Raw genomic sequence first — 15,865 nt, forward strand, 5'->3', positions numbered from 1 at the left:
CGCGGCTTGGAATTTGACTTGAAGACCATCGAAGCGCTCGCGCCCGACCAGGCGTCGTTGAGCGCGGCTTCCAAGTTGACCAGGCAATCGAACTGGCCCCGGCTCGAAAAGAACGAAGAACTGGCGCTTGTCTGGGGCGAATGCCAGGGCTCCGGCTCCAACCCCTATCGCGTCGTCGTCGACACCGGCGACCACGGCTACAAATGCACCTGTCCGTCGCGGAAGTTCCCCTGCAAGCACACTCTGGCGCTGATGTGGATTGCGGCCACCGCGCCGGCCAGTTTCACTGCTGCCGGCTCGGCGCCGGAATGGGTGAACGATTGGCTCGGCCGTCGCAGGAAGACCACATCGCCGCCGGCTGTACCGACGCCCGGCGCGGCACGCAAGAGCATCGGCGAGGCCTCGCTTGACGACGAAAGCGCCACCGTCGAGGACGCAGCCGCGATCGAACGCCGCGAGGCCGCGCAGCGCAAGCGCGCCGAGGATACGCGGTCCTCGGTCGCGGCGGCTTTGGACGAACTCGATCAATGGATATCGGATCAGCTACGGCTTGGTCTTGCAGGCTTTGTCGACAACAGCAGTGATCGGTGCCGCCGCATTGCCGCGCGGCTGGTCGATATGAAGGCGACGGCGCTTGCCGGCCGCATCGACGAGATTCCGTCGCGGCTGATGGGTCTGCGCAGCGAGGAACGGCCGGACGCCGCAATCCGCGAACTCGGCAAGCTCGTGCTGCTGGCCAAGGCCTGGCGACAAACACCTGACGACGCCGAACTGAGGCGGCTGGTGTCGACGTCCGAAAGCCGCGAGCAGGTGCTCGCCAATCCCCACGCGATCCAGGTCGAAAGCCTCTGGGAGGTGCTCGGCGAAAAGATCGAGACGCGCCGTGACGGCCTTGTCAGTCATTCGACCTGGCTGCTCGACCTGAAGAGCGCCGCCCCGCGATTTGCTCTCCTGCTCGACTATTTCCCGGCCTCGGCCGGTCGCCGGTCCAACGCCTTCACGCCGGGCGATCGCTTCGTTGCAAGGCTGGTCTTTTATCCCGCGCGCCAGCCGTTGCGGGCGCTGGTGGCGGAGCGCAGGGGCGACGTCTCGTCAGGGCAATGGCCGGATTTCAGCTTTGGCGCGGCCGATCCGCTCGCGGCCCATGTCGCTCACCAGGACACGGCCCCCTGGCTCACCGATTGCCCTGTCCTGTTGCCCCCCGGCGCGATCCTGCTGGACGATCGGGGCGACGCCTGGTGGCAATCCACTGACGATCCGCACGGCATCGCCTTGCCGATCGCCGATGCCGTCAATCCGACATTGCTGGGTCTCGACCTTGCGGCGACGGCTGCACTCTGGAGCGGCAGCCGGCTTCATCTTCTGGCGGCGCAAAGCGGCTTCGGGAGGCTTGATCTGTCGTGAACGAGATCGAGCAGACAGGCCTTGCGACCATGCGCGATTGCTGGATCACCGGCGGAACGAGCTTTGAGCTGGCTCCGGCCACGTGGAAGGAGTTCGCCGCCGGTGCCGGCCCCGACGAACGTGAGCGCCGATTGCTGGCGATCGCCGCGCAAGCCCTCGAAATCGCCTTGCGGCCGGCAGCACCAAAGACGCTGAAGCGTCGCGCCCCGCTGCCTGAACTCGCCTTGCCGATGCTGCCGGAGCGGCTGCGGCCGCTGTTGCGGGCGGCGCTGAAACACGCCGCCGACGCAAGGGGCAAGTCGCGCGTGGTGGCCCTCGTCGCCAGCCGCGGCTTCGTGCTGCATCCGATGGACTGGATGCCGGCCGCGTCGGATCAGACCAGTCCGGATGTCTATGCGCCCTGGATCGACTGGCAGGCGAGCGTCGACGGCGAAAAACACACGAGCCGGGAGCAACTGACGGCTAAGAATTGGGACGAATTCTATCCTGCCGCGCGCCGCAGTGCGCTGGCCGACATGCGCCGCACGGCACCCGCTGTGGCCCGGCAACTGATCGAGACCAAGGGATCAAGCGAACCAGCCGAGATCAGGCTCGCGCTCATCGCGCTCATGCATTTCGGCCTGGGCGCCGGTGACGTGCCGTTCCTGAAAAGCCTGTCCGCCGACCGCTCCGGCAAGGTGCGCGAATTGGCCGGCCGGTTGCTGGCGCGGTTGGGCGAGCACGGCCAGCCAGGCGATGGCGGGCCGGAAGAACCAACAGCCGAACTGGCCGCCTTTATCACGGAAGGCAAATCCGGCTTCATCCGCCGCCGCACCACCTACGCGCCGGCGAAGCTGAAGTCCCCGGCGCAGGAGCGGCGCCGCGCCGAACTGTTCGAGACCTGCAACCTGGTCGACCTTGCCGCGCGCTTCGGCGTCACCGAAACCGACTTCATAGGCGCGTGGCAGTTCGGCGCCGACAACAATGTCGATATCCTCGTCTCCCGCATGGTCGCCGCGTCGGGCAGCGACACCGCGGTCACGCACATGGCCGACACGCTTGCCGCCGAGGGCGGCAAGCCGGCGCCTTTCGTCCTGCATTTGATGCCGCGCCTGGACAGTCGCAGGCAGCGGGACCTGATCAGGCTGATCCTGAAGGACACGCATTATCTCGGTGTGCTCAGCCTGGCCGAGGGCGTCGAGGCAGGCTGGCTGGACTGGGCCGATCTGACCAACGGCAAGACGCTGCCGGCACTGTGCGCTGCCGTCGCGGGAAACGATGAGGCCGTGAAGCGCGGCGCCGACCAGTTTCTGGAAACGCTGGGCTTTTTCGCCACCGCCGCGGTGGCGGAAAAATTGATCGGCGATGTCGTCGCTGCCGGCATGGCGCCGGCAGCGCCTTCGCTCGGTCTTCTACGCCTCAACGCGTCCCTGGCCGGCCCTTGAACCAACACATGATCAATCCGGAGAACAGCAAATGAACGCAGCCATCCGTCTTCCGGTCGAGCAGGCCTACGCCTCCGAATTGCAGGCGCTCGCGCGCAATGACGACCGGCAAAGGCCCGCCGGCTGGAGCCTGTCGCCAAAGGCGGTGCTGACGTACCTGCTTGGCGGAAAAGCTGACGACGGCACGCTGATCACGCCCAAATATGTCGGCCGCCGCCGGCTGATGGAGACCGCCGTGGCGACGCTCGCCACCGACCGCGCCTTGTTGCTGCTAGGCGTTCCCGGCACCGCCAAATCCTGGGTATCGGAGCATCTCGCCGCCGCCATCATGGGCGACTCGACGCTGATCGTGCAGTGCACGGCCGGCACCGACGAAAACCAGATCCGCTATGGCTGGAACTATGCGCAGCTTCTGGCCAAGGGCCCAAGCCAGGAAGCGCTGGTTCCGACGCCGCTCTACCGCGCCATGCAGGACGGCAAGCTTTGCCGTCTCGAGGAACTGACGCGCATGGGTTCGGATGTGCAGGACACGCTGATCACCGTGCTGTCCGAAAAGATGATGCCGATCCCCGAACTCAACACCTCGATCTACGCGCAGCGCGGCTTCAACATCATCGCGACCGCAAACAACCGCGACAAGGGCGTCAACGAATTGTCGTCGGCGCTAAAGCGCCGCTTCAACGTCGTCGTGCTGCCCTTGCCCGAAGACATGGCGGAGGAAGTGGCGATCGTTTCCAAGCGTGTCGGCGAGATGGCCGGCGGTCTCGACCTGCCGGTGCCGAAGAATGTCGGCGAGGAGATCGCCCGCGTGCTGACCATTTTCCGCGAGTTGCGCTCCGGCGCGACATCGGATGGCAAGGTGACGCTGAAGACGCCGTCGGGTTCGCTGTCCACGGCCGAAGCGATCGCCACCATGGTTGGCGGGCTCAGCCAGGCGGCCTGGTTCGACAGCGGCAAGCTCGGCGCCGAAGGCCTCGCCGCCAGCCTTGTCGGCGCGATCGTGAAAGATCCCGTGCAGGACAAGCTCGTGCTGGAGGAATATCTGGAAACCGTGCTCAAGAAGCGGCCCGACTACGCCGGCTATTACGCCGCCTTGAACGCCGCGATCTGACGCCATGGCATCGGGCGACGTTTCCTATTTCGGCATACGCCATCACGGGCCCGGCTCCGCCGCCAGCCTGGTGCAGGCGTTGCAGGAATTGAAACCGGTCGCCGTGCTGATCGAAGGCCCGGCCGACGCATCGGCGCTGCTGCCATCGCTCGCAAGCCCCGAGATGCAGCCGCCGGTGGCGCTGCTGTGCTACCCCGAGGACGATCCGGCCTCAACCAGCTTCTGGCCTTTCGCCGAGTTCTCGCCGGAGTACCAGGCGACGCTTTGGGCCGTGGCCAACAGCGCTAAAGTGCGCTTCATCGATCTGCCGTCCTCGGCCCGGGTAGCGCCGGTTGACGCTGCGCAAGAAACCGATGGTACGGAAGCCACTGTCGAGGTTGAGACGGCGCCGCATCTGCGCGACCCGATCGGCACGCTGGCGCAGGCCGCCGGCTATGAGGATGGCGAGAGCTGGTGGGCCGATATTATCGAGCAAAACCCCGAGCCCGGCCCGATCTTCGCGGCAATCGCCGATGCGATGACGACGCTGCGCGAGGGCGAAGGTCCGCTTGCCGAATTCGAGGCGAAACGCGAAGCCCATATGCGGCTTGAAATCGCCGCCGCGCGCAAGGAATTCGACGGGCCGATCGCCGTCGTCTGCGGCGCCTTCCACGTGCCGGCGCTGCAGGCGATACGACCGCTCAAAGAGGACCAGGCCCTGCTCAAGGGGCTCGCCCGGCGCAAGAGCACGATGACCTGGGCGCCATGGACAGGTCCGCGCCTCGCGCTCGGTTTGGGCTACGGCGCCGGTGTCGTCGCGCCCGGCTGGTGCAAGCATCTGTGGCGCACGCGAGGCCGGCATGACGCGGCGACGCTGTGGCTCGCCATGATCGCCACAGTGCTGCGGGCAAAGGGGCACATGGTCTCGACCGCCTCACTGATCGAAGCCGAAAGACTGGCCCGCGCGCTGGCGGCGATCCGCGAGCGGCCAAAGCCCGGCTTCGAGGAATTGCGCGATGCCGCGGTCGCCGCTTTGTTCAACGGCGAAGCGGTGCTGTGGGCGCTGGTCGAAGCCGAACTGCTTCTGGGCGCCGATGTCGGTGAAATTCCGCCCGACACTCCGCTGGCGCCATTGATCGAGGATCTGCAGCGCAACCAGAAGGCGGCGCGGCTGAAGCCGGAGGCGCTGGAGCGCGAATTGTCGGTCGACCTGCGCAGCGACAGCGGGCTGTTCCGGTCGACCTTGCTGCACCGGCTCAACGTGCTTGGCGTGCATTGGGGCAAACTGATCGACAGCGGGCGCAGCCGCGGCACGTTTCGCGAGCGCTGGACCCTGTCCTGGGAGCCGGAATACGCCGTTCGCCTGGTCGAGAACCTGGTCCATGGGCCGACCATCGAAAAGGCCGCCAACGGCCGGTTGGTCCAGATGATCGGCGCGGCGACATCGCTCGACGCGCTGGCGGCGCTGGTTCAGGGCGCCATCACGGCCAATTTGTCGGAGGCCTCGACATCAGGCCTGGCGGCACTGGAGGAACGCGCGGCGCGCAGCAGCGAATGCCTGGAAATCCTGGCATCGGTCCCGCCGCTCGCCGACATCATCCGCTATGGCGAAGCCCGCAAGACGGAAACCGCTCGCCTGTCCGGCCTGCTGGAGCGGCTGATCATCGAAGGCGGCATCGCACTCGCCTACGCCGCCCGCGACCTCGATGCGCAGGCTGCCTCGGCACTGGTCGGCACCATGCGCAAGGCTGATGAGGCGATCAAGCTCGTCGAACCGGAACAGGACGTTCTGGACGCCTGGCGCGCCGGACTGGCGGCCGTGCTCGACGGATCGCGATCGACCGCGCTGGTGGCGGGCTGCGCCGCGCATCTGCTCTACGAAGCCGGGCACCTGTCCGCCGAGGCCGCAGCCGGTCTGATCGAAAGGCGCCTGTCTCCGGGCACGCCGGTCACCGAGGCAGCAGGGTTTTTCGAGGGCTTCTTCAGCACCGCCGGTCAAAGGCTGATCTATGACGAAAGCCTGCGCGGCGCGGTCGATGCCTGGCTGAAATCCCTCGACGAGGATGCCTTCATCGCGCATTTGCCGCTGCTGCGCCGGGTCTTTTCGCATCTGGATTCGATGGAGCGGCGCCGACTGATCGAAGCGGTGCTCGGCCGTGTCAGGCGCCTGCCGGCCGGGCTGACGCCGACACCAAGCGGCGAAGAGGCATGGCGCCGGCATCTCGAGCGGCTTGGACCTTTGCTGACGGGTGGGAACGGCAATGGATGACGAAGTCGACATCGGCGAAACGGAGCCCGCCGGCGACGGACGGGAGCGCCGCTGGCGCCTGGCCATCGGCGCCGATGACGAGTCCTCCTCAGCGCTCTCCGACACGGACAAGCGGCTGTCGGCGGCGCTCGATGCGCTTTACGGCGATGGCGCCGGCGATGCTGCGGCCGATCCGCGCAAGCGTCGCGGCGGGCTCGGCCGCTCGGCCCCGAAAGTGGCGCAGTGGATGGGCGACATCAGGTCTTTCTTTCCCGCGCAGGTCGTGCAGATCGTCCAGAAGGACGCGTTCGAACGGCTCAATCTGAAGCAGATGCTGATGGAGCCCGAATTCCTCAAGGCGATCGAGGCCGACGTCAATCTCGTCGCCGACCTGATCTCGCTGCGCTCGGTTATGCCGGCCAAGACCAAGGATATAGCGCGCACCATCATCGCCGATATTGTCGCCAAGCTGATGCAACGGCTGGAGCAGAAGACCGCCGAGGCGATCCGTGGCGCGCTCGATCGGTCGCAGCGCACCAATCGCCCGCGCCAGCGTGACATCGACTGGCCACGCACCATCTCGGCCAACCTTCGCCACTATCAGGCCGAGCACAAAACCATCGTGCCGGAGAAGCTGGTCGGCTTCATGCGCAAGCAGCGCAGGCTGGTCGATCTGGACGAGGTGGTGTTGTGCGTCGATCAATCGGGCTCGATGGCAAGCTCGGTGATCTACGCCTCGATCTTCGCCGCGGTGATGGCCTCATTGCCGGTGGTGCGGACAAAACTCGTCTGCTTCGACACGGCGATCGTCGACCTGACGGAGGAGCTCAGCGATCCGGTCGAGGTCCTGTTCGGCGTGCAGCTTGGCGGTGGCACCGACATCAACCAGGCCGTCGCCTATTGCGCCGACCGCATCGAACGGCCGACCAAGTCGCATATGGTGCTGATCACCGACCTTTATGAAGGCGGCAACGGCCAGGAATTGCTTCAGCGGCTGGCGTCACTCGTTCGCTCCGGCGTCAATGTCGTGGTGCTGCTGGCGCTGACCGACCAGGGCAGGCCGGGCTATGACCCGAAGATGGCAGGCTCGGTGGCGGCCCTCGGCATCCCGGTCTTTGCCTGCACGCCCGACCTGTTTCCCGACATGATGGCGGCCGCCTTGCGGCGGGAAGATGTCGGCGCATGGGCGGCAGGCGCCGACATCAAGCTGGTCCGCGCCGAGGACGAAAGTTCGGCGGCCAACGCGTAAGCGCGCGCTCAACCTGGCGCAATCAAGAAACGGCAATTCCGAACCTGGCTTGAACAACTGGCGGTGCTGACCTGCACGCCGGATAGGGCCGTTCGTATCGCCATTCATCGGCATCGCCAGACAGAAGGCCGAAGCCCGCTTCGGTCGTCATGCAGCGATTTGCACAAGGGGTCGCTTGACTCCGATCGCCCGTTATGAAAAATTTTGCAGCAACTGATAAAAATATCATAGGGTGGAAATGGTAGGGTTCGGCAACGGTCTCCTGCGCGACGACGAAACCAGCATGGCGACGCGTGCCGCGTGGCTTCACTATGCCGGTGGCCTGACCCAGTCCGAGGTCGCCAAGCGGCTTGGGCTGACCAGCCTCAAGGCCCACCGCCTCATCACCAAGGCCAACCAGGAAGGGCTGGTGAAGGTCTATATCGACGGTGAAGTGTCGGAATGCGTCGAGCTTGAAGATGAACTCTCCCGCCGCTACGGCCTCGACTATTGCGAGGTGGTTCCGGACTTCGATTCCGAGGATCTGCCGCTCAAGGCGCTCGGCATTGCCGGCGCGCAGTTCCTCAAGCGCGAGATCGAGCGCGGCGAGGAGGCGCTGATCGGTGTCGGCCATGGCCGCACGCTTGCCGCCTGCGTGGAATATCTGCCGCGTACCTCGACCGACAAGGTCCGCTTCGTATCGCTGCTCGGCGGCCTGACGCGGAAATTCTCGGCCAACCCGCACGACGTCATTCACCGCCTGGCCGAACGCACCGGCGCCGAAGCCTATGTCATGCCGGTGCCGATGTTCGCCAACACGGCGGAGGATCGCACAGTCCTGCTCGGGCAGAAGGGCATCAACGAGGTCTTCGATCTCGCGCGGTCCGCGGACCTCCTATTCGCCGGCATCGGCACCGCCGAACGCGAGGCGTCGCTGGTTGCCACCGGCATGATCGAAAAGGGCGAGATGGAGGAGATCCGCCGCAACGGCGGCGTCGGCGAATTGCTCGGTCATTTCTTCGACGAGGCCGGAAAGGCGGTGGCGACGACCGTTTCCGACCGGGCGCTGGCCTTGACGCGTGAGGACATTGCCAGCCGCCGGATCGTCGCCGTCGCCGGCGGCAAGATCAAGGTTCGCGCCATCAAATCAGTGCTGGAGGGGCGCTATCTCAAGGGCCTGATAACGGACGAGCGGACGGCGCGATCGCTCGTGGAAGAGACGCCGGTCGGGTAGCCGGCATCAGTTTCAGTTGAAACTACCCTGTGGAGGAGAAGACGAAATGCATGAGAAAGAGAAAGACCTCATTGACGCCTTCCTGCGCGGACAAGTCGACCGTCGCGGGCTGATCAAGGGCCTCGGTGCCATGGGCCTTGCCGCCGGCACCGCCGGCACGCTGCTCAATCTGGGCCAGACCCGCGCGCTTGCCGCCGACTTCGACTGGCAGGCGCATAAGGGCAAGACCATCAAGCTCCTGCTCAACAAGCATCCCTATGCCGATGCGATGATCGCCGATCTGGAAAACTTCAAGAAGCTGACCGGCATGAACGTCGTCTATGACGTGTTCCCGGAAGACGTCTATTTCGACAAGGTCACGGCAGCCCTTTCGGCAAGCTCGCCAGAATACGATGCCTTCATGACCGGCGCCTACATGACCTGGACCTATGGCCCCGCCGGCTGGATCACCGACCTCAACGAATGGATCAAGGATCCGGCCAAGACCAACCCGAACTATGCCTGGGACGACTTCCTGCCTGGCGTGAAGAATTCCTGTGCCTGGAATGGCAAGCCGGGCGGTGCGCTGGGTTCGGATGATGCCAAGCAGTGGTGCATTCCGTGGGGCTTCGAACAGAACAACATCACCTACAACAAGGCGATGTTCGACAAGGCCGGCGTCACCATTCCCGGCAACATGGACGAGATGGTTGCCGCGGCGGCCAAGCTCACCAAGGATGTCGGTGGCGGCGTCTACGGCATCGGCGTGCGTGGCTCGCGCTCCTGGGCGACGATCCATCCAGGCTTCCTGTCGGCCTACGCCAATTTTGACCAGAAGGACCTCAACGTTTCGGCAGACGGCAAATTGTCGGCCGCGATGAACACCGCCCAGTCCAAGGCTTTCCACAAGCAGTGGGTTCAGATGATCCAGGAAAGCGGCCCGAAGGACTGGTCGACCTACACCTGGTATCAGGTCGGCACCGATCTCGGCGCCGGCGCCTCGGCGATGATCTTCGACGCCGATATCCTCGGTTACTTCATGAATGGCGGCGACAACAAGATGGCCGGCAAGCTCGCCTTCGCCAGCTTCAAGGCCAACCCGGCAGCCAAGGCGGCGACACCCAACATCTGGATCTGGTCGCTGGCGATGTCCAATTTCTCGAAGGACAAGGACGCCACCTGGTATTTCATGCAATGGGCCTCCGGGCCGGAGCATGGGCTGTTCGGCGCGACCAAGATGGACTTCGTCAATCCGGTTCGCCAGTCGGTCTGGAAGGACGAGATGTTCCGCGAAAAGCTGAACAAGAGCTATCCCGGTTATGTCGAGATGTTCGACGCCTCGGCGCCGGGCGCCTCGATCAAGTTCACGGCGCAGCCGCTGTTCTTCGATCTCACCACCGAATGGGCGGCGACGCTGCAGAAGATGGTGGCCAAGGAAGTGCCGGTCGACGAGGGCCTCGACAAGCTCGCCGAAAGCATCAACGGCCAGCTCAAGGAAGCCGGTCTCGGTTAAGTCGCAACGAGGGCCGGCCTGCCTGGCGGGCCGGCCCTCGTCATACTTTTTCAAGCTTGCGATGCGGTGCCGGAAGGCGGCCGCTATTTCGCCCGACCGGTCGCCTTGCTCCCTTGGGCGGCCGGCAGGGCGAAGCGACAGCAACAACGGAGCAGCTCGATGACTGCGGTGGTATCGCAAAGGCCCAAGCCATCCGGCTTCAGGATCAGCAAGCGGGTGTTGCCCTATGTGCTCAGCCTGCCGGCCTTGCTCGTCTGCATCGGCATCCTGATCCCGTTCCTCACCTCGGTCGTCTATTCCTTCCAGCGCTACCGGCTTAGCCAGCCCTGGGCGCGGCAGTTCAACTGGGGCGACAACTACATCTCCTTCTTCACCGATCCGAAATTCTGGAACACGCTCGAGGTGTCGCTGCTCTATGCCGGCACCACCGTCGTGCTGGAACTGCTTCTCGGCCTCGCCATCGCCTTGCTGCTGCAGAAGCGCTCGACGCTGAACAACTTCATCTCGATCATGCTGTTGATGCCGCTGATGACGGCACCGGCGCTTGCCGCGCTGATGTGGAAGCTGATGACCAATCCCGGCTTCGGCGTGCTCAGCTATCTCGCCAGCCTCATCGGGTTGCAGGACTTCCGCTGGGCGTCGTCGCCGTCGACGGCGCTGTTCACCGTCGTGCTTGTCGACATCTGGGTCTACACGCCCTTCATCATGATCCTGCTGCTCGCCGGCCTGCGCAGCCTGCCGACGCAGCCCTTCGAGGCGGCGGCGCTGGATGGCGTGCCGCGAAGCTTCGTCTTCTTCCGCATCACACTGCCGATGCTGACGCCATACATCCTCACGGCGACCTTGTTCCGGCTGCTCGATTCCATCCAGCAGTTCGATATCATCTACGCCATGACCCAAGGTGGCCCGGGCGACACGCTGACCGTCTTTCAGGTCGAGGCCTATCTCAACTTCTTCCAGTCGACCAATGTCGGCCGCTCGGCGGCGCTGATGATCATCCTGTGGGCGATCACCTATTTCCTCTCCAACATCTTCATCAAGAACTGGCTGCGGCTGCGCGAACGCGCCCGTGGGCAGGCATAGGAGGCCGGGATGGAACATACCTCGCTTCTCGAGCGCATCCTGCGTGGCATAGCCCTGACGCTGGTCGTGATCTTCTTCATGTTCCCGATCGTCTGGATCTTCATGATGTCGTTCCAAACCAATGAGACGATCCTGCGCATTCCGCCGCAGCTGATCTTCGAGCCGACGCTCGCCAATTACACGGCGCTGATCACCGGCAAGCTGATGACCGCCGCCGGCACGCTCGACATCGCCTTCATGCGCAACCTCGGGAATTCGGTGTTCCTGTCGGTGACCTCGGTGGCGGTCTCGCTGCTGCTCGGCGTGCCGGCGGCCTACGCCTTCGCGCGCCACAAATTCCGCGGCTCCGAGGACATCGCCTTCACGCTCCTGTCGTTCAAGTTCGCGCCGGCGCTGCTGGTGCTGCTGCCGCTGACCCTCTATTTCCAGAAACTCGGGCTCGCCAACACCTATATCGGGCTGATCTGGGTCTACCAGCTGATCTGCCTGCCGCTGATCCTGTGGATCGTGCGCGGCTATTTCGAGGATATCCCGGCCGACATCGAATATGCCTACCGCATCGGCGGCCATTCCTGGTTCGCCACCTTCCGCAAGATCGCGCTGCCGCTCGCCGGCCCCGGCATCGCCGCCGCCGGCCTGCTCGCCTTCATTTTCGCCTGGAACAATTTCGTCTTCGCCCTGGTGCTGGCCTCGGCCGACAAGCAGCCGGTGACGGTCGGCGCGCTTGCCTTCATCACCTCCTCGGGCATCCAGTACGGCCAGATCTCGGCGGCCATCGTGCTTTCGATCACGCCGACGCTGGCGCTCGCCCTCTATGCGCAGCGCTATCTCGTCGAAGGCCTCTCGCTTGGCGCGGTGAAAGGATAGACATGGCCAGCCTCGAACTCAAAAACATCGTCAAGCGCTACAAGAGCCAGACCGTCCTCGACAATCTGTCGCTGACGGTCGCCGATGGCGAAACCCTCGTGCTGTTCGGCCCGTCCGGCGCCGGCAAGACGGTGCTGTTGCGCCTTGTCGCCGGCGTCATCGATCCCGATGAGGGCAAGATCTTCATCGGCGGTGACGACATGACCGATGTCGACGCGGAATTCCGCGGCGTCGGCATGGCGTTTCAGAATTTCGCGCTGTTTCCGCATATGAGTGCCTTCGACAACATCGCGACGCCCTTGGAGGCCAAGCGTTCCTCGCAAGGTGCGATCAAGGCCGGTGTCGAGAGCGTCGCCAAGCTGTTGAAGATCGCCCATGTGCTCTCCCACAAGCCGCGCGCGCTCTCCAACGGCCAGAAGCAGCGCACGGCACTTGCCCGCGCGCTGGTCGGCTCGCCGCCGCTGCTGCTGCTCGACGATCCCTTGCGCAATGTCGACGCCAAGCTGCGCTTCGAGATGCGGCTCGAACTGCCGCGCCTGCTTGCCGATCGCGGCGCCACCGTCGTCTATGTCACCCAGGACTACAAGGAAGCCATGGCGCTCGGCGACCGCATCGCGGTGATGTCGCAAGGCGTCATCCGACAGCTCGGCACGCCCGAGCAGATCTATCGCGAACCGGCCAATATCGAGATCGCGCGGCTGTTTGGCGACCCCACCATCAACCTGCTCGACGTCAAGCCCGCGCGGGATACCAGGGGGATTTATGTCGGCCTGTCCAACGTCCAGGTCCATCTGGCCGGCGCCTATGAGACGGCGGTCGGCCGCGATTGCGTGATCGGCCTGCGGCCCGAAGCGCTGAGTTTCGTCGAGGAGGGCATCCCGGGTGCCATTCCGGTGACGGTCGAGGCCGAGACGCCGCTCAACGAAAAGATCGTCACGCTGGTGCGCACCGTGCGCGGCCGCGAGATCCTGGTTTCGCGCCCGGCCGGAACGCCGGGCCGCAGCGAGGGCAAGGCCCATATCGCCGTCGACGGCAAGAGCGCCTTGCTGTTTGATCACGCCACCGGCGACCGCATCGGTTCCAAGAACGTCGTCGCCTTGCGCAATGGAGAAGCGGCATGAGCCTGAGCGCGCTCACCATATCAGGTGTCGACAAGTTTTACGGCCCGATCGATCGCGGCGTTCACGCGGTCAAGAACCTGACGATGGAAATCGGCAAGGGCGAGATCGTCGCCCTGCTTGGCTCCTCCGGTTGCGGCAAGACATCGACGCTGCGCATGATTGCCGGTTTCGAGGAGGTGTCGCGCGGCGCCATCTCAGTCGGTGGCCGTCAGGTGCACACCTTGCCGCCGGTCAAACGCAATGTGGCGATGGCCTTCGAAGGCTACTCGCTCTATCCGCCGCTGACCGTGCGCGAGAACATGGCTTTCGCGCTGAAGGCGGCAAGGCTGCCGAAGAGCGAGGTCGACGCCAAGGTCGCCAGCATCGCCAAATTGCTCGAGATCGAGGACATATTGGAGCGCTATCCAAGCTCGATTTCCGGCGGCCAGCAGCAGCGCGCCAGCCTGGGCCGGGCACTGATCCGCGAGGCCGACCTGCATCTGCTGGACGAGCCGATGGGGCAGCTCGAACCGCAGTTGCGCGCCGTGCTGCGCGGCCGCATCAAGCATTTCATCAAGGAGCGCGGCCTGACCGCGATCCTGGTCACCCACGACCAGACCGAGGCCAATGCGCTTGCCGACCGCATCGCCGTGATGGAAGGCGGTGTGCTGCAGCAGTTCGACACGCCGGAGCGGATCAAGGAGCGACCGGCGAACCTGTTCACCGGCACCTTTGTCGGCGAGCCGCCGATGAACGTCTTCGAGGCCTATGTCGCGACAGCCGCCGGCCGCATCAATCTCAAGCTGCCCGACGGCCTGTCGCTCGACTACGACAAGGACGCCTTCAGCGCACCGGTTCGCGATCAATTGCTCAGCCGCGAGCGGGTGGTGATCGGCATCAGGCCCTACGCGGTCCGGCGTTCGAGGGAGGGTGTTCCCGCCAGGGTTTCGGCCAATCAATGGCTTGGCGACCAGACGCATATCGCGGCGGATTTTGCCGGCGGTTCGCTGGTCCTGGTCGAACATGACCGCACCCGCCTCGACCTTGGCGCGCCGATCAATGTCAGCATCGATCCGAAGAACCTGCATGTCTTTGATCAGGCGAGCGGCAAGGCGATTTCGCACGGCATGGAGCTTGCCTGATGCGTGACATACTGATCGGCATCGACGCCGGCACCTCCGTCATCAAGTCCATCGCCTTCGACACGTCGGGCCGGCAGATTGCCGCCGCGGCACTCCCGAACCACTATGAAACGCTGCCGGGCGGCGGCGCCGAACAGGATCTGGCGCGAACATGGAGCGATGCCGCAACGACCTTGCGCCAGCTCGCCGACAAGGTGCCCGATCTTGCCAGCCGGACGGTGGCGATCGCGGTGACCGGGCAAGGTGACGGCACCTGGCTGATCGACGCCAAGGGCGAGCCGGTCGCCAAGGGCTGGCTCTGGCTCGATGCGCGCGCCGCGGCCGTCGTCGAGGAGATCCGCGCGCGCCCCGAGGACCGGCTTCGCTTCGAGAAGACCGGCAGCGGGCTCGCCGCCTGCCAGCAGGGCTCGCAATTCGTCTTCATGAAGCGAACCATGCCCGCAATGCTCGGCAAGGCGGCAACCGCCTTCCACTGCAAGGACTGGCTCTATTTCAAGCTGACCGGCGAACGCGCCACCGATCCGTCGGAGGGCACCTTCACCTTCGGCGATTTCCACACCCGCGACTACAGCGACGATGTGCTCGACGTGCTCGGCGTTCCCGATCTCAGGCATCTGCTGCCGCCGATCGTCGATGGCACCAGGCACAGCACCGGGCTGTCGCAGGCAGCAGCCGACGCAACCGGCATGCTGGCCGGCACGCCTGTCGTGCTCGGCTATGTCGACGTCGTCTGCACCGCGCTCGGCGCCGGCCTGCTCGACCGCGAGCGCAGGCCCGGCTGTTCGATCATCGGCTCCACCGGCATGCATATGCGGCTGGCCGAAACCCCCGACGATGTCCAGCTCAACGAAGCGGCGACCGGCTATACGATGGCGATGCCGGCGCCAGGCGTGTTCGCGCAGATGCAGTCGAACCTGGCGGCGACGCTCAACATCGACTGGGTGCTGGGGCTTGCCTCCGGCATTCTCGCCTCGCAAGGCATTTCGCGCAGCAATGGCGAGATGATCGCGCTGGTCGATGCCTGGATAGCCGCCGCACAGCCGGCCTCTTTGCTCTATCAGCCCTATGTGTCGGAAGCCGGTGAGCGAGGCCCGTTCGTCGACGCCAACGCCCGGGCGGGGTTCGTCGGCATTTCCTCGCGGCATGGTTATCCCGACCTCATCCGCGCCGTCTTCGAGGGCTTGGCCTTCGCGGCGCGCGACTGCTACGCCGCCATGGGGCCGCTGCCGCGCGAAGTCCGTCTCACCGGCGGCGCCGCCAGAAGCCCGGCGCTGCGCAAGATCCTGGGGGCGGCGCTGGGCGCCGACATCCGCACCAGCGCGCGCGAGGAGGCGGGAGCAGCAGGCGCGGCGATGATCGCCGCTGTCTGCGTCGGTCTCTACCCGTCCATGGACGAATGCGTCGGCGAATGGGTGACGCCGCTGCTTGGCGAGGCCGAGCCGAGTGACCGGAACCTCGCCGCGATCTACGACAAGATGGCCCCGTCCTACATGTTGGCGCATCAGGCATTGCGGCCGGTCTGGCGCGCAATGGCGGGATCGCAGGCAAATTGA

The 15,865-nt window shown here is 65.1% G+C and carries 12 protein-coding genes; all 12 read left to right on the forward strand.

Translation table 11 applies throughout. The annotated features are described in order from the left end of the window. The first annotated feature begins 18 nt into the window (after positions 1 to 18). On the forward strand, positions 19 to 1,404 hold the full coding sequence (locus tag QQK95_RS06485; RefSeq protein WP_284270046.1) for an SWIM zinc finger family protein: 1,386 nt from the start codon (positions 19 to 21) through the stop codon (positions 1,402 to 1,404). Continuing rightward, on the forward strand, positions 1,401 to 2,828 hold the full coding sequence (locus QQK95_RS06490) for a DUF5691 domain-containing protein (RefSeq protein WP_284270048.1): 1,428 nt from the start codon (positions 1,401 to 1,403) through the stop codon (positions 2,826 to 2,828). Before QQK95_RS06485 ends, QQK95_RS06490 begins: the two co-directional genes overlap by 4 nt. Before the next feature lie 31 nt (positions 2,829 to 2,859). Continuing rightward, a complete protein-coding gene (locus QQK95_RS06495; protein WP_284270050.1) occupies positions 2,860 to 3,939 on the forward strand; it encodes an ATP-binding protein in 1,080 nt (359 codons plus the stop codon). A gap of 4 nt (positions 3,940 to 3,943) precedes the next feature. Then, positions 3,944 to 6,187, forward strand: coding sequence for a DUF5682 family protein (locus QQK95_RS06500; RefSeq protein WP_284270052.1), 2,244 nt, complete (start codon positions 3,944 to 3,946; stop codon positions 6,185 to 6,187). Then, positions 6,180 to 7,415 carry a VWA domain-containing protein gene (locus tag QQK95_RS06505; RefSeq protein WP_284270054.1) on the forward strand — a complete coding sequence of 412 codons (1,236 nt, stop codon included), beginning with the start codon at positions 6,180 to 6,182 and terminating at the stop codon, positions 7,413 to 7,415. Before QQK95_RS06500 ends, QQK95_RS06505 begins: the two co-directional genes overlap by 8 nt. 238 nt (positions 7,416 to 7,653) lie before the next feature. Next, positions 7,654 to 8,628, forward strand: a complete 975-nt coding sequence (locus QQK95_RS06510) for a sugar-binding transcriptional regulator (protein WP_284270056.1) — start codon at positions 7,654 to 7,656, stop codon at positions 8,626 to 8,628. A gap of 46 nt (positions 8,629 to 8,674) precedes the next feature. Next, complete coding sequence (locus QQK95_RS06515) at positions 8,675 to 10,120, forward strand: ABC transporter substrate-binding protein (protein WP_019856821.1); 1,446 nt, start codon at positions 8,675 to 8,677, stop codon at positions 10,118 to 10,120. A 159-nt stretch (positions 10,121 to 10,279) separates the two neighbouring features. Beyond that, entirely contained in the window at positions 10,280 to 11,203 is a 924-nt protein-coding gene (locus QQK95_RS06520) for a carbohydrate ABC transporter permease (RefSeq protein ID WP_199644873.1), read from the forward strand. A 9-nt stretch (positions 11,204 to 11,212) separates the two neighbouring features. Beyond that, complete coding sequence (locus QQK95_RS06525) at positions 11,213 to 12,070, forward strand: carbohydrate ABC transporter permease (protein WP_019856823.1); 858 nt, start codon at positions 11,213 to 11,215, stop codon at positions 12,068 to 12,070. 2 nt (positions 12,071 to 12,072) lie between these two features. After that, positions 12,073 to 13,191 (forward strand): ABC transporter ATP-binding protein, encoded by a 1,119-nt coding sequence (locus QQK95_RS06530; RefSeq protein WP_284270067.1) that lies wholly within the window; start codon positions 12,073 to 12,075, stop codon positions 13,189 to 13,191. Then, entirely contained in the window at positions 13,188 to 14,312 is a 1,125-nt protein-coding gene (locus tag QQK95_RS06535; protein WP_284270068.1) for an ABC transporter ATP-binding protein, read from the forward strand. Before QQK95_RS06530 ends, QQK95_RS06535 begins: the two co-directional genes overlap by 4 nt. Beyond that, on the forward strand, positions 14,312 to 15,865 hold the full coding sequence (locus QQK95_RS06540) for an FGGY-family carbohydrate kinase (protein WP_284270070.1): 1,554 nt from the start codon (positions 14,312 to 14,314) through the stop codon (positions 15,863 to 15,865). The genes QQK95_RS06535 and QQK95_RS06540 overlap by 1 nt, the downstream gene beginning before the upstream one ends.

Source organism: Mesorhizobium huakuii (assembly GCF_030160235.1).
Lineage (GTDB): Bacteria > Pseudomonadota > Alphaproteobacteria > Rhizobiales > Rhizobiaceae > Mesorhizobium > Mesorhizobium huakuii.